15 protein-coding genes are annotated in these 17,144 nt (G+C 70.0%); 6 read left to right on the top strand and 9 right to left on the bottom strand.

Annotated elements, in window-relative coordinates; genetic code table 11:
- Positions 1-3: 3 nt before the first annotated feature.
- Complete coding sequence (locus CRP56_RS22780; protein WP_097266797.1) at positions 4-846, top strand: transglutaminase family protein; 843 nt, start codon at positions 4-6, stop codon at positions 844-846.
- A gap of 65 nt (positions 847-911) precedes the next feature.
- A complete protein-coding gene (locus CRP56_RS22775) occupies positions 912-1,457 on the top strand; it encodes a DUF4352 domain-containing protein (protein WP_097266795.1) in 546 nt (181 codons plus the stop codon).
- Here CRP56_RS22775 and CRP56_RS22770 read toward each other — a convergent pair.
- Complete coding sequence (locus tag CRP56_RS22770) at positions 1,444-2,529, bottom strand: substrate-binding domain-containing protein (protein WP_257040894.1); 1,086 nt, start codon at positions 2,527-2,529, stop codon at positions 1,444-1,446. The two genes, CRP56_RS22775 and CRP56_RS22770, sit on opposite strands and share 14 nt — an antisense overlap.
- Positions 2,530-2,846: 317 nt before the next feature.
- On the opposite strand from CRP56_RS22770, the gene CRP56_RS22765 reads away from it, so the two are divergent.
- Both CRP56_RS22765 and CRP56_RS22760 read left to right on the top strand, forming a co-directional pair.
- Positions 2,847-4,886, top strand: a complete 2,040-nt coding sequence (locus tag CRP56_RS22765) for a PA14 domain-containing protein (RefSeq protein WP_097266791.1) — start codon at positions 2,847-2,849, stop codon at positions 4,884-4,886.
- A 38-nt stretch (positions 4,887-4,924) separates the two neighbouring features.
- Positions 4,925-6,586 carry a PA14 domain-containing protein gene (locus CRP56_RS22760; protein ID WP_097266788.1) on the top strand — a complete coding sequence of 554 codons (1,662 nt, stop codon included), beginning with the start codon at positions 4,925-4,927 and terminating at the stop codon, positions 6,584-6,586.
- A gap of 56 nt (positions 6,587-6,642) precedes the next feature.
- Here the strand turns inward: CRP56_RS22760 and CRP56_RS22755 are convergent, their stop codons facing one another.
- From CRP56_RS22755 to CRP56_RS22735, 5 genes are all read right to left on the bottom strand, one after another.
- The gene (locus tag CRP56_RS22755; RefSeq protein WP_059194555.1) at positions 6,643-7,089 is read right to left on the bottom strand and encodes a heat shock protein transcriptional repressor HspR; all 447 of its coding nucleotides are present in this window, start codon (positions 7,087-7,089) and stop codon (positions 6,643-6,645) included.
- 5 nt (positions 7,090-7,094) lie between these two features.
- The gene (gene dnaJ / locus CRP56_RS22750; protein ID WP_079305953.1) at positions 7,095-8,276 is read right to left on the bottom strand and encodes a molecular chaperone DnaJ; all 1,182 of its coding nucleotides are present in this window, start codon (positions 8,274-8,276) and stop codon (positions 7,095-7,097) included.
- Positions 8,277-8,312: 36 nt separating this feature from the next.
- On the bottom strand, positions 8,313-8,963 hold the full coding sequence (gene grpE, locus CRP56_RS22745) for a nucleotide exchange factor GrpE (RefSeq protein ID WP_097266786.1): 651 nt from the start codon (positions 8,961-8,963) through the stop codon (positions 8,313-8,315).
- Positions 8,960-10,798 carry a molecular chaperone DnaK gene (dnaK, locus tag CRP56_RS22740; protein ID WP_097266784.1) on the bottom strand — a complete coding sequence of 613 codons (1,839 nt, stop codon included), beginning with the start codon at positions 10,796-10,798 and terminating at the stop codon, positions 8,960-8,962. The genes grpE and dnaK overlap by 4 nt, the downstream gene beginning before the upstream one ends.
- A 94-nt stretch (positions 10,799-10,892) precedes the next feature.
- Positions 10,893-11,897, bottom strand: coding sequence for an MraY family glycosyltransferase (locus tag CRP56_RS22735; RefSeq protein WP_097266782.1), 1,005 nt, complete (start codon positions 11,895-11,897; stop codon positions 10,893-10,895).
- 195 nt (positions 11,898-12,092) lie between these two features.
- Between CRP56_RS22735 and CRP56_RS22730 the strand changes: the two genes are divergently transcribed.
- A complete protein-coding gene (locus tag CRP56_RS22730; RefSeq protein WP_097266779.1) occupies positions 12,093-14,360 on the top strand; it encodes a (Fe-S)-binding protein in 2,268 nt (755 codons plus the stop codon).
- Here the strand turns inward: CRP56_RS22730 and CRP56_RS22725 are convergent.
- The 3 genes from CRP56_RS22725 to CRP56_RS22715 are packed head-to-tail and all read right to left on the bottom strand — an operon-like array spanning position 14,353 to position 16,729.
- Positions 14,353-15,165 (bottom strand): DUF817 domain-containing protein, encoded by an 813-nt coding sequence (locus CRP56_RS22725; RefSeq protein ID WP_097266776.1) that lies wholly within the window; start codon positions 15,163-15,165, stop codon positions 14,353-14,355. The two genes, CRP56_RS22730 and CRP56_RS22725, sit on opposite strands and share 8 nt — an antisense overlap.
- Before the next feature lie 45 nt (positions 15,166-15,210).
- Positions 15,211-15,726: a GNAT family N-acetyltransferase gene (locus CRP56_RS22720; protein WP_257040893.1), complete on the bottom strand. Its 516-nt coding sequence runs from the start codon at positions 15,724-15,726 to the stop codon at positions 15,211-15,213.
- Between the two features lie 13 nt (positions 15,727-15,739).
- A complete protein-coding gene (locus tag CRP56_RS22715) occupies positions 15,740-16,729 on the bottom strand; it encodes an aminoglycoside phosphotransferase family protein (RefSeq protein ID WP_257040892.1) in 990 nt (329 codons plus the stop codon).
- A 123-nt stretch (positions 16,730-16,852) separates the two neighbouring features.
- On the opposite strand from CRP56_RS22715, the gene CRP56_RS22710 reads away from it, so the two are divergent.
- The gene (locus CRP56_RS22710) at positions 16,853-17,059 is read left to right on the top strand and encodes a hypothetical protein (RefSeq protein WP_097266767.1); all 207 of its coding nucleotides are present in this window, start codon (positions 16,853-16,855) and stop codon (positions 17,057-17,059) included.
- The last annotated feature ends 85 nt before the right edge of the window (positions 17,060-17,144 follow it).

The raw sequence follows: 17,144 nt of genomic DNA, 5'->3' as shown, positions 1-17,144 counted from the left end.
CAGATGGCGCGCCGCCTGAGGATCAAGCACGTCACACGGGTGTCGTACGCCCAGCCCGCGGCCTCCTCCCACAACGAGGTCCGCATGACCCCGCTGACCCTGCCGGGCCAGACCACCCTGGACTCCCGGGTCACCGTCAGCCCGGCGACCTCCACCTGGTCGTACTGGGACTACTGGGGCACCCAGGTCACCGGCTTCGACCTCCTCGACCCGCACGCCGACCTCACCATCACGGCCTCCAGCCTGGTGGAGACGGCCCCGCCGGACGCCCTGCCCGAGGCGCCGAGCTGGGCGGAACTGTCGGAAAGTACGGCGAGTTCCCGCCTGTTGGAGTTCACGGGCCCCACCGCCCGTACGACCGTCCCCGCGAAGCTCCTCAAGAAGGCCCGGAAGGCCGCCGCCGGCCTCGACCCGCACGAGACGGCCGTCGCGGTCTCCGCCCTGGTCGCCGACCGGGTCACCTACCTCCCCGGCGCCACGGGCGTGACCACCTCCGCGGCCGAGGCCTGGGAACAGGGCGCCGGCGTCTGCCAGGACATCGCCCACGTCACCATCGCCCTGCTGCGCGGCCTGGGCCTGCCGACCCGGTACGTCTCCGGCTACCTCCACCCCGAGCGGGACGCGGAGCTGCACCGCCCGGTCGCGGGACAGAGCCACGCCTGGATCGAGTACTGGGCCGGCGACTGGTGCGGCTACGACCCGACGAACCGCACCCGCGCCGACGAGTCGCACGTCGTGGTCGGCCGCGGCCGGGACTACGACGACGTGACCCCGCACAAGGGCATCTACCGGGGCGTGCCCGGCGGCCCGCCGGAGGTGACGGTGGAGTTCACACGGGTGGCCTGACCGCCCGGGACCGACTCGTGTCGCCCTCCTCCCCTTTCCGGGGCGGAGGGCGCACAATCGCCGTCATGCCGACAGCGCGCCCGATCAGGCTCATGGCACTGTCCCTGACCGCCCTGCTGCTCGTCGCCGGCTGCGGCGACGACGGCGACGACCCCGGCAGCACGGCCCCGAAGCCGCACAAGGACGGGCACCTCACCTTCACCCTGCTGACCCTGCACTGCGGGATCACGGGCGTGACGGGCTCCCACGCGGACGCCCCGCCCGAGGGTCAGTTCTGCGCCGCACGGCTGCGGGTGGAGAACAACGACCCGAACTACCACACCTACGAGTCGGCGCGGCAGCGCGTCGCGGGCGTCACCGGCGACCGCTCCCGTCCCGACGCCTTCGCGATGGCGGTGCGCCGCCAGTCGGAGAAGGTGCGGCTCGGCGGCCACACCCTCATGGAGGTCGAGCTCTGGTACGACGTCCCGAAAGGCGCGAAGATCACCGGCCTGCGGGTGTCCGGCGACAACGACCCGACCAGCTTCACCAGCACCAAGCCCATCGGACGGGCGCCGAACGGGGTGTTCATCCCGATGACGCCCGCCGGGCCGGAGGCTACTTCAACTTGATCTGGGCACAGGCGGCGGCGAACTTCGCGGTGCAGATCTGCTTCACGCTGTAGATGCCGTCGGCGACGACCGTGCTCTTGATGTTGGACTGCGTCAGCGCGGACACCGACACCAGCTGGGCCGGGATGTCCTTGTCGGTGGGGCTGTCGACGCGGTCCTGGGTGAGCGAGTCGAACAGGATGCCCTTGCCCTGGATCTTCGACACGGCCATCTCGGCGGCGGCCTCGGCCTCCAGCGGGTAGGACTTGTAGACGCTCATGTACTGCTCGCCGCTGACGATCCGCTGCACGGCGGCCAGTTCGGCGTCCTGGCCGGTGATGGGCGGCAGGTCGGTCATGCCGGCCTCCTCCATCGCCTCGATGGCGGCGCCGGCCATGGCGTCGTTGGCGGAGTAGACGGCGGCGATGTTGCCCTTGCCGATCGCCGAGATCGCTTCGGCCATGTCCTTCTTCGCGATGGCCGGCTTCCAGCCGTCGACGTCGTACGTCTTGGCGATCGACACCTTGCCGGTGATCTCGGAGAGCGCGCCCGCCTTGAACTGTCCGGCGTTCGGGTCGGAGGGCGAGCCGTTGAGCATGACGATCTTGTCGGAGGTGTCGATGCCCGAGCCCAGCGACTCGATGAGCGTGCGGCCCTGCACCTCGCCGACGAGTTCGTTGTCGAAGGAGACGTACGCGTCGATGGGGCCCTCGGCGAGCCGGTCGTAGGCGATGACCGGGATGCCGGCGGACTTGGCCTTCTTCACCATGGGGGCGATGGCGTGCGAGTCCACGGCGTCCAGCAGGATGACGTCGACCTTGTCGTCGATCATCTTCTGCATCTGGCCGGCCTGCTTCTTGGCATCCGCCTCGCCGTTGGCGTAGACGGTCCGGCCTTCCTTCTTGGTGAGCTCCGCGACCTTCTTCTGGATGATCGGGTAGTCGAAGTCCTCGTAGCGCGTGTTGGTCGTCTCCGGCATCAGCACACCGACGGTGACGTCGTTGCCCTTGGTCGGACTCGCGTCGGCACTGTCCCCCGTCACACCCAGGGCCCCGCAGGCGGTCAGCGACAGGGCCATCGAGGACACGGCCATGCATATGGCGGTACGACGCATTGGGGAGCTCACTTCTGGTGCCTTCCGGACGCGGGCGCAGCTTTGCGACCCAGATGACTGAAAAGCCAACGCGGCGACGCCCCTCAGCGTCAAGCGGAACCACTTAACGAGTGCGCAACGCCACGCTCCGCTTCTTATGTGAAGAGATGGCGGAACCCCCTCCAAACACCCTTTACGGACCCTTCATTCAAGCGGAGCCCGGGCGAAGGCAAAGATCCGTACAACCAACTCCATTCCTCACGAGTCGTGATCACGACGGCTTGCGCCGACCGTTTCCCATCCGCTCAGAGGATCGAATGAACCCAGCCAGACGCACGACGATCACGTCCGCCGCCGTGCTCGCCGTGACCGGTGGTCTCCTCACCGCGACCGCCGCCCCCGCCTCCGCCGCGACGACCTGCGCCTCGCCGGTCTTCAAGCGGCAGTTCTTCGCGAACACCACCTTCTCCGGGACCCCGAGGAAGACCGACTGCGACAACGCCATCGACCAGAGCTGGAGCGGCGGCCCCGCCTCCGGGCTGCCGTCGAACGACTTCGGTGTGCGGTGGTCGGTGACGCGGGACTTCGGCTCGGGAGGCCCGTTCGCGTTGAGCGCGTCGGGGCTGGACGGGATACGGGTGTACGTCGACGGCGTGCGCAAGATCGACCTGTGGAAGAACACGTCGGCGACCGTCTCCAAGACCGTGAACGTCACCATCCCGTCCGGCAGCCACACGCTCCGCGTCGACTACGCCAACTGGACCGGCAGCGCCAAGGTCAAGTTCGCCTACACGCCCCGCACCTCCGCGACCGTCGACAAGGTCAAGCCTCTGACGCCGACGGGCACCTCGGTGTCGTACGACGCGGCGACCGGCAAGGCGAAGCTCACCTGGGCGAAGAACAAGGAGATGGACCTCGCGGGCTACCGCGTGTACCGCCGCCTCAAGGGCGTCTCCTTCGGCAGCACCCCGCTCGCGACGACGACCTCGACGTCGTACACCGACACCCCACCCCCCACCGGCGAGACCTACTACTACGAGGTCCGCGCCTACGACACGGCCGGCAACGTCTCCGGCGGCACCGCCGACCAGGGGGTGACGACGCCGGACCGTACGGGGCCCGCCGCGCCCACCGGGCTCAGCGCGCACGGGGATCTCGACGGGATGGTGCTGGGCTGGGACACCGTGCCGGGGGCGGTCGGGTACGAGGTGTTCGAGAAGGACGCGGCGACCGGCTCGTACACCCTGCTGAAGTCGCTCACCGGCACCTCCTACCTGCACTACGTGGGTCAGGACGAGACCCTGCACACGTATGTCGTGCGCTCCCTCGACGCGCTGGGCAACCCGGGCCCGTACTCGGCGCCGGTCACCTCCGACGGCATCGACCGGACCGCACCCCCCGCTCCGTCCGGACTGCACGTGGTCACCAACCGCGGTGACGTGCACGTGAGTTGGCAGACGCCCGAGGCGCACACCCGCGACGAGCTGGACAATTACGGCCGCTTCACCGTGTACCGCTCCGTGGGCACCGCCCTCGGCGCCGACGCCGAGCGCGTCGACTGCGACTACCTCACCACGCTCGACAGCGCGGGCGGCGTCTACGTCTTCGACTGCGACGACCCCACCTGGGCGTACGCCACCACGTACACCTACGCCGTCACCTTCACCGACGGGCGGGGCAACGAGTCCGCCCCGTCCGCGCCCGTCACGGTGACGACCGCCGACCGTGTCCCGCCCGCGCCCGTCACCGGCCTGACCGCGACGCCCCGCGCCGACGGCATGCTGCTGCGCTGGAACGCGTCCACGGACCAGGACATCGACCACTACTGGGCCGCGCGAGGCGTGCGCCAGGCCGACGGCTCGTTCAAGGCCACGGACCCCTGCACGCGGAGCACCACCGACCCGCTGACCGCCCTGTGCATCGACATCCCGGACGGCGAGCACGCCGCCTACGCGGTCTACGCCGTCGACAAGTGGGGCAACGTGTCGTCCTGGACCGTCGTCGACGCCACCGAGCTGGCCATCACCCCGGGCGAGCCCATCGGCGCCGACTCCGGCGCGCTGTGGGGCAGCGGGGGCTGGACCATGCCCGAGCAGGGCAAGAACGTCCTGTGGCACTGCGAGGGCGCCTTCTGCGCGGACGTCACCGCGTACCGCGTCAGCCGCTGGAACGCCGAGACGCAGGCCTACGACCTGCTGGGCACCGTGGCCCCGAAGGACGGCGTCTTCTACCAGTCCTACACCGACGCCGCGATGCCGCTCGGCTCGATCTCCTACTACCGGGTCGTCGGCGTCCTGTCCGACGGCACCGAGACCGCCGCCGCCCACCCCTGGCAGATCCGGCCGGACCTCGTCTGAGCCCGAGAGCCCCCGAAGAACCCGAGGAATACGACTAGATGAACCACCCTCGCTTCACGACGGCCGCTGCCGCGAGCGCGGTCGTCCTGGCCACGGCGGGCACGCTGCTCACCGTCACGCCCGCCTCCGCCGCCACCACCTGCACCTCCCCCGTCTTCAAGCGGCAGTTCTTCGCCAACACCACCTTCTCCGGCACCCCGAAGAAGACCGACTGCGACAACGCCATCGACCAGAGCTGGAGCGGCGCCCCCGCCTCCGGGCTGCCGTCCGACAACTTCGGTGTGCGGTGGTCGGTGACGCGGGACTTCGGCTCCGGTGGGCCCTTCTCCCTCGCCGCCTCCGGGCTCGACGGCATCCGCGTCTACCTCGACGGCACCCGCAAGGTCGACCTGTGGAAGAACACCTCCACCACCGTGTCGAAGACCGTCAACGTCACCATCCCGTCCGGCAAGCACACCCTCCGCGTCGACTACGCCAACTGGACCGGCAGCGCCAAGGTCAAGTTCGCCTACACGCCCCGCACCTCCGCGACCGTCGACAAGGTCAAGCCCCTTGCCCCCACCGGGGCTTCGGTGTCGTACGACCAGGCCACCGGCAAGGCCAAGCTCACCTGGGCGAAGAACAAGGAGATGGACCTCGCCGGGTACCGGGTCTACCGCCGCCTCAAGGGCGCCTCCTTCGGCAGCACCTCGCTCGCGACGACGACCTCGACGTCGTACACCGACCTCCCCGGGGCGACCGGCGAGACGTACTACTACGAGGTCCGCGCCTACGACAAGGCGGGCAACACCTCCACCGGTACGACCGACCAGGGCGTCACCACCATCGACCACACCGCCCCCAAGGGGATCACCGGTCTCACGGCGGACGGCACCACGGCCGGGGTCTCCCTGACCTGGCAGGCCTCCGTGTCGACGGACATCGACCACTACGAGGTGTGGACCTACCGCAAGGGCGAACCGGACCCGGACGGGCCGGACTTCGTGGTGGGGACCTCGTTCAACGCCCCGGTGCCGGCCGACGACGCGGGCGTGCCCTACGCCTTCTCCGTAGTGGCCGTCGACACCGCGGCCAACGTCTCGCCCGACTCGGACGGAGTGTCCGCGAGCCGGGACGTGGCCTCGACGGCCGCCGCGCCGACCGGCCTGGCGACGCAGCCGCCCGCCGACGACCTCACGATGGTCACGTGGACGGCGTCGCCCGACGAGGTCGGCGGCTACCACGTCTACCGCCGGACCAGCCCCACCGGTGCCTGGACGGCCATCGGCGCCACCAACGGCACCGGGTGGGAGGACCGGACCGCGCCGGCCGGCAAGGCGTACTACTACGTCGCCACCGTGGGCGCGGACGGGCTGGAGTCGCTGCCCTCCGAGCAGATCTCCGCCGAGCGCGTCACCAAGGCGACGGCGGTCGGGCCGAAGGCTCCGCGGCTGACGCTGGTGACGAACGGGATACCGGGGCGTTCCGCGATCCAGGTGACCGCCGCGCCGGGCGCCGGCGACGAGGGGCGGCAGCTGAAGGGGTACTCCTGGGAGATGTCCGGGGCGTGCGGTGACAGCGGCACGCAGCTGTCGACCACAGGGGCCATCTCCTGGGTCGCGCCCTACAACGGGCCCTGCATGGTGACCGTGTACGCCGTCGACCACTACGGCCGGGTCGGGTACGAAGGCGCCTCGCTGGAGTTCTTCAGCGGGCGGTGACATACGGGAGCGGGGCCCGGAGGACGAACCTCCGGGCCCCGCTCTCGTGTGTATGGCTAGTCCTTGGCCTTCTTCGGCCGCCAGACCACCAGCGCGCTGGTCTGCTGCACCTCCTGGTACGGCACCAGGTCACGCCGGTACGACGCGTGCACCGCCGCTTCCCGCTGCCGCATCGCGGCGGCGGCGCCTTCCAGTGCCGCCTCCATCTCCGCGACCCGGGACTGCAGCGCGGCGACCTGGTTCTCCAGCTCGATGATGCGCTTGATGCCGGCCAGGTTGATGCCCTCGTCCTGCGACAACTGCTGCACGGTGCGCAGCAGTTCGATGTCGCGGGCCGAGTAGCGGCGGCCCCGCCCGGCGGTGCGGTCCGGGGAGACCAGGCCGAGGCGGTCGTACTGGCGAAGGGTCTGCGGGTGCAGGCCGGAGAGTTGGGCCGCCACCGAGATGACGTAGACCGGGGTCTCCTCGGTCAGTTCGTACGGGTTGCGTCGACGGCCGTCCATCACTCTCATGCTCCCTTCGCGGCCTGGAACAGCTCCGCCCGCGGATCCTCGTCCGCGGTTGCCTCGCGATACGCCTCAAGCGCTTCACGAGCCTTCCCCGTCACGTCCTTGGGGACACTCACCTCGACGGTGACCAGGAGGTCGCCGCGGGTGCCGTCCTTGCGGACCGCGCCCTTGCCGCGGGCGCGCATGGTGCGGCCGTTGGGGGTGCCGGGCGGCAGCTTGAGGGTGACGGGCGGGCCGCCCAGGGTGGGGACCCGGACCTCGCCGCCGAGGGCCGCCTCCGCGAACGTCACCGGGACGGTCACCGTGAGGTTGTCGTCCTTGCGGCCGAAGACCGGGTGGGCGTCGACATGGACGGTGACGTACAAGTCGCCCGCGGGGCCGCCCCGTTCGCCCGGCGCGCCCTTGCCGCGCAGGCGGATGCGCTGGTTGTCCGTCACCCCGGCGGGGATGCGGACCTGCATCGTGCGCGAGGACTTGGCGCGGCCGCTGCCCTTGCACTCCATGCAGGGGTGCTCGGCGATGAGGCCGCGGCCCTTGCAGTCGGGGCAGGGGTCGGTCAGCGAGAAGCCGCCGCCCGAGCCCCGGGCCACCTGGCCGGTGCCGACGCAGGTCGGGCACACGCGGGGGGTGCCGTTCTTGTCGCCGGTGCCGGAACACGCCTTGCAGGGGGACTGCGAGGACATCCGCAGCGGGACCGTGGCCCCTTCGATGGCCTCCGTGAAGCTCAGCGTGACCTCGGTGTCGATGTCCTGGCCGCGTCGCGGCTGGACCCGGGTGCCCCCGGTGCCGCCGCGGTTGAACAGGCCGCCGAACACGTCGCCGATGCCGCCGCCGAAGCCGCCGGAACCCTGGCCGCCCTGGCCGCCACCGCCTCCGAAGAGGTCACCGAGATCGAAGTTGAAGGAGCCGCCGCCCGCGCCCGGCCCGGCGCGGAAGCCGCCGTTGCCGAACAGCGCGCGGGCTTCGTCGTACTCCTTGCGCTTCTTGGGGTCGCCGAGGATGTCGTTCGCCTCGGAGATCTCCTTGAAGCGCTCCTCCGCCTTGGTGTTGCCCTTGTTGGCGTCCGGGTGGAACTCGCGGGCGAGCTTCCGGTACGCCTTCTTGATCTCGGCCTCGGTGGCGTCCTTGGGGACGCCGAGGACCTTGTAGTAGTCCTTCTCGATGAAGTCCTTGGTGCTCATCCTCGACGCCCCTCCTCTCGGTCGGTCCCGTTGACGTCAGCCCTCTTCAGAGCTGTTGTCCTTCTCCTCGGTCTCGGCGTCCTCGGCCTTGACCGTCTGCGCACCCGGCTGCGGTTCGGCGACGGCCACCCGGGCGGGGCGGATGGTGCGCTCGCCGATGCGATACCCCGGCTGGAGGATCGCCACGCAGGTCGTCTCGGTGACGTCCGGTGCGTAACTGTGCATCAGGGCCTCGTGGATCGTCGGGTCGAAGGGCTCGCCCTCCTTGCCGAACTGCTGCAGACCCATCTTCGCCGCGACGGTCTCCAGCGACTCCCCGACGGACTTGAATCCGCCGACGAACTCGCCGTGGTCCCGGGCGCGGCCGATGTCGTCGAGCACGGGCAGGAGTTCGGTCAGGAGGTTCGCGATGGCGATCTCCTTGACCGTGATCCGGTCCCGCTCCACGCGGCGGCGGTAGTTCTGGAACTCGGCCTGGAGCCGCTGGAGGTCCGTGGTGCGCTCCTCGAGCGCCTTGCGGACCTGGTCCAGCTGGGCCGTCAGGCCGGCGATCTGTGCGTTTGCGTCCCCGGCCGGGGCCGCCCCCTCACCCTCGGGCGAGGCGGCGGTCTTCGGCTCGGCGTCGTCGGGGGTCGCGCCGGAGGGGACGTCGGGCTTCTCCTCGAAGCCCGGGGTCTCCTCCGTCACGCGGCACCGTCCTTACGGTCCTCGTCGACGATCTCGGCGTCGACGACGTCGTCGTCGGCCTTCGGGGCCTCGGTGCCCGCGCCACCCGCGGCCTGCGCGGCGTTGGCGTCGGCGTACATGGCCTGGCCGACCTTCTGGGAGACCGCGGCGACCTTCTCGGTGGCCGTGCGGATCTCGGCGGTGTCCTCGCCCTTGAGCGCGGTCTTCAGCTCCTCGACGGCGGCCTCGACCTCGGTCTTGACCTCGCCGGGGACCTTGTCCTCGTTGTCCTTGAGGAACTTCTCCGTCTGGTAGACGAGCTGCTCGCCCTGGTTGCGGGTCTCGGCGGCCTCGCGGCGGCGGTGGTCCTCGTCCGCGTACTGCTCGGCCTCCTGGCGCATCCGGTCGACCTCGTCCTTCGGCAGCGAGGAGCCGCCGGTGACAGTCATCTTCTGCTCCTTGCCCGTGCCCAGGTCCTTGGCGGTCACGTGCATGATTCCGTTGGCGTCGATGTCGAAGGACACCTCGATCTGCGGGACGCCGCGGGGCGCCGGCGGCAGACCGGTCAGCTCGAACATCCCGAGCTTCTTGTTGTACGCCGCGATCTCGCGCTCGCCCTGGTAGACCTGGATCTGCACGGACGGCTGGTTGTCCTCGGCCGTGGTGAAGATCTCGGACCGCTTGGTCGGGATCGTGGTGTTGCGCTCGATGAGCTTGGTCATGATGCCGCCCTTGGTCTCGATGCCGAGGGACAGCGGGGTCACGTCGAGGAGCAGGACGTCCTTGACCTCACCCTTGAGGACACCGGCCTGGAGGGACGCGCCGATGGCGACGACCTCGTCCGGGTTGACGCCCTTGTTGGCGTCCTTGCCGCCGGTGAGCTCCTTGACGAGCTCGGCGACGGCGGGCATGCGGGTGGAGCCACCGACGAGGACGACGTGGTCGATCTCGTTGATGGAGATGCCGGCGTCCTTGATGACGTTGTGGAACGGCGTCTTGCAGCGCTCCAGGAGGTCCGCGGTCAGCTGCTGGAACTGGGCGCGGGTGAGCTTCTCGTCGAGGTGCAGGGGGCCCTCGGCGGAGGCGGTGATGTAGGGCAGGTTGATCGAGGTCTCGGTGGACGAGGACAGCTCGATCTTCGCCTTCTCGGCGGCCTCGCGCAGACGCTGGAGCGCCATCTTGTCCTTGGCGAGGTCCACGCCGTGGCCCGACTTGAACTGCTGGACCAGGTAGTCGACGACGCGCTGGTCCCAGTCGTCACCACCGAGGTGGTTGTCACCGTTGGTGGCCTTCACCTCGACGACGCCGTCGCCGATCTCCAGGAGGGACACGTCGAAGGTGCCGCCACCGAGGTCGAAGACGAGGATCGTCTGGTCGTCCTTGTCGAGGCCGTAGGCGAGCGCGGCCGCGGTCGGCTCGTTGACGATACGAAGGACGTTGAGACCGGCGATCTCACCGGCTTCCTTCGTCGCCTGACGCTCCGAGTCGTTGAAGTACGCCGGGACGGTGATGACTGCGTCGGTCACCTTCTCGCCCAGGTAGGCCTCGGCGTCCCGCTTCAGCTTCTGGAGGATGAACGCCGAGATCTGCTGCGGGTTGAAGGGCTTCCCGTCGAGCTCGATCTTCCAGTCGGTGCCCATGTGGCGCTTCACGGACCGGATGGTCCGGTCCACGTTGGTGACCGCCTGGCGCTTGGCCACCTCGCCGACGAGCACTTCGCCGTTCTTCGCGAAGGCGACGACGGACGGCGTGGTCCTGGCACCCTCGGCGTTGGTGATGACGGTGGGCTCGCCGCCTTCGAGAACGCTGACGACGGAGTTAGTCGTGCCCAGGTCGATGCCGACCGCACGTGCCATGGTTGATTCCTCCAGCTGACTTGAGTGGAACGGACTCAAGTGTGCATGACGCCCGCGAATGGGTCAACAGACCTGAGTCTGTGAGGCTCAACTCTTATCCGTTCCTTACACGCAACTGCGTCCTGACCTGCGAAGATACCGGTCGAGGAGTCCCGGAGGACTTCACCCGCAGCAGCGCGAGTACGACGACCAGGGCGCCCGAGGCCACCCACAGCGCCGCCGTTCCGCCCACCCACCCGAGGTGCTCCAGCACCCCGACGAGCACCCCGGCGAAGGCCCCGAGCCCGAGCAGCACCACCGTCCCCTGCGGGGTCAGCCCGAGCCTGCGCAGCCGGTGCCCGAGATGGTCGGGCCCGCGCCGCCCGGCCAGCCGCCGGGAGACGACGACCAGAAGGACGTCGGCGACGGCGACCGCGTTGAGCGCGAACAGCACCCCCGCGCTGGAGACCGCCTCGTGCCCGGTCCGCGCCACCACGCCCGCCGCCGCGAGCACGAACCCGGCGAACAGCGCCCCACTCGAACCGAGCCCCACGCGCGCGGGCGGCCAGTTGTGCATGAGGAACCCGGTCAGCGCGGCGGCCAGCACGCTCAGCAGCACCGCGAGCCCGTCCATCACCTCGGCCGCCGCACAGGCGCCCACACCGAAGGCGGCGACGACCCCGACGGTCCCGGCGAGCCCGTCGGCATGGTCGAGTGCCCGGAACCCCAGGGCCACGAACACGATCCAGCCCACCGCGAGCACCCCGCCGACGACGCCGGTCTCCTCGTACGGCACCACACAGGCCGCCGCCACGGCCGTACCGACGCAGAGCACGCGCGCACGGACGCGCCAGAGGTCGGCGGCGAGCCCGAGGGCGGCGACGGCGCCGGCCGCGACGAGAAGTTCCCCGCCGCCCAGGGGTGCGACCTCCGTCCACTCCCCCGTGGCGACGACGGCGCAGGTCGCGAGGACGACGGCCACACCCCCGGACAGCGGCACCTTGCGCTGCTGTCTGCGGCGGTCGACGAGACCGAGGCGCAGGGCGGGCGCGCGGAGTACGGCCGCCAGGACGGCGGTCAGCAGCAGAGCGGTCGTGGCGGCGGCGATCCCATAGAGCACGCGTCTTAAAGTAGTGATGAATGTACCAATTTGATACGAATAACACGTTCGGATTGCCACACGTCTTAAGGGAACCCTCAGCGATCCAGATCACTCCGCGGCTGGCTACAGTGCGATGGAAGATACGGGTAGTCTCAGACGGACTGCATAAGTTACCGCTTAGTAATCTCCCTCGCAGGCCCGAGGAGCCCCCAAATGCAACTCGCCGCGATCATCGTGTCGATGGTCACCATGGCAGTCGGCATCGCCCTGTTCGGGCGAGCCACCCTGCAGATCGTCCGCTTCATGATGCTCGGCCAGCCGGTCCCGGCCGGAACCCGGACCAACGACCCGGTCACGCGCACCATCACCGTGGTCAAGGAGTTCCTCGGCCACACCCGGATGAACCGCTGGGGCATCGTGGGCTTCGCCCACTGGTTCGTGGCGATCGGCTTCTACACGCTGCTGCTGACCATCGTGAACGCCACCGGCCAGCTCTTCCAGGCCGACTGGCTGCTGCCGATCATCGGCGACTGGGCGCCGTACAACCTCTTCGTCGAGGTCATCGGCACCCTGACGGTCGTCGGCATCCTGACGCTGATCGTCATCCGGCAGCTGAACCGGCCGGGCGGCGCGGGCCGCAAGTCCCGGTTCGCGGGCTCCAACACGGGCCAGGCGTACTTCGTCGAGACGGTCATCCTGATCGTCGGCGTCTGCATCTTCATGCTGCACGCGCTCGAAGGCGCCCAGCACCACGTCGACGGCTACGAGGCCTCGTTCCTGATCTCGTACCCGGTCGTCCACGCGCTGGAGAACCTGGACCTCTCCACCCTCCAGAACCTCACGTACTTCTTCGCCGGCCTGAAGATCGTGACCTCCTTCGTCTGGATGATCGTCGTCTCCCTGAAGACCGACATGGGTGTGGCCTGGCACCGCTTCCTCGGCTTCCCGAACATCTGGTTCAAGCGCAACGCCGACGGCGCCACCTCGCTGGGCGCGCTGCTCCCGATGACCTCCGGCGGCAAGCCGATCGACTTCACCGACCCCGGTGACGACGACGTCTTCGGTGTCAGCCAGGTCGAGCAGTTCTCCTGGAAGGGCCTGCTCGACTTCTCCACCTGCACCGAGTGCGGCCGCTGCCAGTCGCAGTGCCCCGCCTGGAACACCGGCAAGCCGCTCTCCCCCAAGCTCCTGATCATGTCCCTGCGGGACCACGCCCACGCCAAGGCGCCCTACCTGCTCGCGGGTGGCGGCAAGACCATGGAGGGCGAGGAGAAGGCGTCCGAGGAGCAGCTTGCTTCGGTGCCCGCGGCGGCGCTGGCCGAGGCCGAGCGGCCGCTGATCGGCACCCTGGAGGAGAACGGCGTCATCGACCCGGACGTCCTGTGGTCCTGCACCACCTGCGGTGCCTGTGTCGAGCAGTGCCCGGTCGACATCGAGCACGTCGACCACATCGTCGACATGCGCCGCTACCAGGTGATGATCGAGTCCGCGTTCCCGTCCGAGGCGGGCACGATGCTCAAGAACCTGGAGAAGAAGGGCAACCCCTGGGGCCTGGCCAAGAAGCAGCGCCTGGAGTGGACGAAGGAAGTCGACTTCGAGGTGCCGGTCGTCGGCAAGGACATCGAGGACCTCTCCGAGGTCGAGTACCTGTACTGGGTCGGCTGCGCCGGCGCCCTCGAGGACCGCGCCAAGAAGACGACGAAGGCCTTCGCGGAACTCCTCCACATCGCGGGCGTCAAGTTCGCGATCATGGGCGGCGACGAGAAGTGCACCGGCGACTCCGCCCGCCGCCTCGGCAACGAGCCCCTGTTCCAGGAGCTCGGCATGGAGAACGTGGCCGCGCTGAACATGGCGTTCGGCGAGGACGACGAGGACGAGAGCACCAAGAAGCCGAAGTCCTCGAAGAAGATCGTCGCCACCTGCCCGCACTGCCTGAACACCATCGGCAACGAGTACCCGCAGCTCGGCGGCGACTACGAGGTCATCCACCACACCCAGCTGCTCCAGCACCTGGTGGACGAGGGCAAGCTGACCCCGGTCACCCCGGTCGAGGGCATCATCACCTACCACGACCCCTGCTACCTGGGCCGCCACAACAAGATCTACACGCCCCCGCGCGAGATCATTGCCAACGTCCCGGGCCTGCGGAACGAGGAGATGCACCGCCACAAGGAGCGCGGCTTCTGCTGTGGCGCCGGTGGTGCGCGGATGTGGATGGAGGAGCGGATCGGCAAGCGCATCAACAACGAGCGTGTTGATGAGGCGCTGTCGTTGAACCCCGACATCGTCTCCACCGCCTGCCCGTTCTGCCTGGTCATGCTCACGGACTCGGTGAACGGCAAGAAGAACGAGGGCAAGGCCAAGGAGTCGATCACCGTCGTGGACGTCGCCCAGCTGCTGCTGGAGTCGGTCAAGACGCCGGTGGACCCCGAGGACGCCGCGGAGACCGAGAACGAGCCGGAGCCCGAGCCGGTCAAGTAACGGTCGTGGCCGATACGGCCGTACGACGCCCCCTGTCCGAGGAATCGGCAGGGGGCGTCGCCGTATGCCGGCGCGCGCCGCAGATGACGAAGGTGACGCTGATCAGCAGCGCCCAGGAGACCCACTTCCCGATCGCGACCGGCTGCCAGCCGTCGAGCTGGTCCGGATAGGTCCAGGCGCCGAGATACGTCGCCACGTTCTCCGCCAGCCACAGGAAGAACCCGATCAGCGCGAAGGACAACGCCAGCGGTATCCGGTACCGGCGGGAGCCGATCGTGTACTGCACCCAGGTGCCCGCGGTCGCCGCCAGCAGCAGCGCGGCGAGCGGCCAGCGCAGGTCGGGTATCCAGTGGTGGGTGAGGAAGTTGGCGTACAGCAGCACGGCGACCGCGGCGGTGGCGCGGGGCCGGTAGCCGCTCAGCGACAGCCGCAGCAGCCGCCAGGCACGGCACACGTAACTGCCGACCGCCGCGTACATGAACCCGCCGTACAGCGGCACCCCGGCGAGCTTCGCGACCCCCGGCTCGGGGTAACTCCAGGAGCCGACGTGCACCTTCACCATCTCGAAGGCGAGGCCGAGCAGATGGCAGAACGCCACGACCGCCACCTCACGCCGCGTCTCCCAGCCCACCAGGAACCCCACGCCGGTCAGCAGGACGCCGTACGTCAGCAGCAGGTCGTAGCGCGCGACCGGCAACGGCGGCAGCAGGGTGGACGCCGCCATGCCGGCGAACAGGGCGACGGCGAAGGCACAGCAGCGGGCCTGGAGCCAGGTGAAGCGGGCGAGTTGGCGGAGGGCATGCATGGTGCTGTAGATCGCCGGCGGGGTGGGGATGGTTGCAGCGGCGCCCTACATGGGCAGCGAATGCAGCCTCGCCCGCCCCGCCGGCCACACGACGCCCTCGGCCAGCGGCAGCCACATCGTGTGCAGCGGATGGTCGACGACGGTCTCCCCCGGCTGCTCCACCCGCATGCCGTCGGCCGACTCCCGCCAGCCCAGCCGCCGGTACAGCGGCATCCGGTCCGGCAGGCAGAACAGCAGCCCGAAGTCCGCGCCGGTGCCCCGGGCGTGGGCGACGGCGGCCTCCACCACCAGCCGCGCCAGCCCCTGGCCCCGCAGGTCCGGCGCGACGACCACCCCGCCGAGCCCTGCCACCGGGAACCGCCTCGCGCCGACCGACACCGCGGCGTCCACCAGCCCGGCGTGCGCCACCAGCCGCCCCTGGTGGCGGACGCCGAAGTGCACGTCCTTGTCCCGGGACCGCACCCCGAGCGCGGCCACCTCGAAGGGGTCGTCGATGCCACCGGTGATCTCGTCGAGGTCGGCTTTCGTGTACTGGGGGAGTCGGACGGCCGAGTACGTCATGGCGATCATCGTTTCACCGCGGGTGCTCCTCGGTGCACAGCCCCCTCAGCCACTCCGCGCACGCCGCGTCCGCCGCCGGGAGGCTCGTGCCGGGGAAGAGGCGGGTCCAGGCGCGGGTGGGGGCGAGGGCGCCCAGGCGGGTCGCCAGGGTCAGGGCGCGGCGCAGTTCCGGCAGCGTACGGCCGTCGCCGGTCCAGGGTTCGAGGTACGCGTCGCGGAGCCGGGGCAGCGCCTCGGGGCCGTACCGTTCGCGGACGCGGCGGGCGGGGACGGTGAAGCTGCAGAAAGGGTGGGAGATGTTGGCGTCACCCCAGTCGAAGAAGGTGAAGCGGCCGGGCTCGGGGTGGAAGAGCTGACCGTCGTGCAGGTCGCAGTGGTCGAGGGAGTCGGGGACGCCCGTCTCGGCGAGTTCCGCGCACCAGTCGAGGAGGCGGGGGCGGAGCGCGGTCAGGCGGGCCCGGTCCGCCGGGTCCAGGGCGGTGTTCGCCGCCAGCGCGCTGTCGAAGATCGAGGGGAGAGCCGCGGCGCGGGCGTCGGGCACCCCGAGGCGGCTCATCTCGTCGACGTACGGGACCAGCGCGCGCTGCATCCGCGCGTACTGCCACAACGCCCCCTCCCACGCCCGCACGTCGGCGGCGCCACGCTCCAGCACGTCCCGGAAGACCTCACCGCCGGAGGGCAGCAGCGCCCAGCCGCGTCCGGCGTCCACGGCGAGCGGCTCCAGCACATGCTCCGGCACCCAGCCGGCCAGCGCGGCGGTGAGCGCGCCCTCGAAGGCGCTCGCGGGCGGGTTGGCCTTGAACCAGACATCGGCCCCGTCCCGCACGCCGATGCGCACCAGCACCGACCACGGCCGCAGCCGCACCCGCCACTGCCCCCGCCCCGCCGGCCGCAGCCCACGCGCGGCGAGCTGAGCCTCCACCCACCCGAGCGCGCCCTCCCGCCACTCCGACCGCTCCCAGGGGGTCACGGCGTCCTGGTAGTTCCCTCGGTCCACACTCATCGACACCTCGCGCTGCATCGCCCCATCCGAACATCACGGCCCCCGCCCCACCAGCGTTTTTCGCGTCCCCGCGCGCCACTGAGAGGATCATCGGACCGTAGGCATGGATGAGGTGGGGGAAGCATGGGGTTCGTGGTGCTGCTGGGCGTGCTCGCGCTCGTGATCTTCGGGTGCGTCTGCGTGGTGTGGGCCGCGCGCGGCGGGCCGCGGTGGGTGCGGGGCGTGGCCGTGGTGACGACCGGGCTGGGCGAGGTCGTAAGGGTGCTCGCGAAGAGCAGCAAAGGGAGCAACCGCTCCAACTCCAGCTCCAGCGACGACGGGAGTGACTGAGCCGAGCCGACGAGTGACTGCGCCGAGCCGACGAGTGACTGAGCCGACCCCTCCCACCCCTTAACCCCGCGGTCGAACACGTGCA

The sequence above is a fragment of the Streptomyces sp. TLI_55 genome (genome assembly GCF_900206255.1).
GTDB classification, from domain to species: Bacteria; Actinomycetota; Actinomycetes; order Streptomycetales; family Streptomycetaceae; genus Streptomyces; species Streptomyces aquilus.
This window is presented reverse-complemented; position numbering and strand designations above follow the sequence as displayed.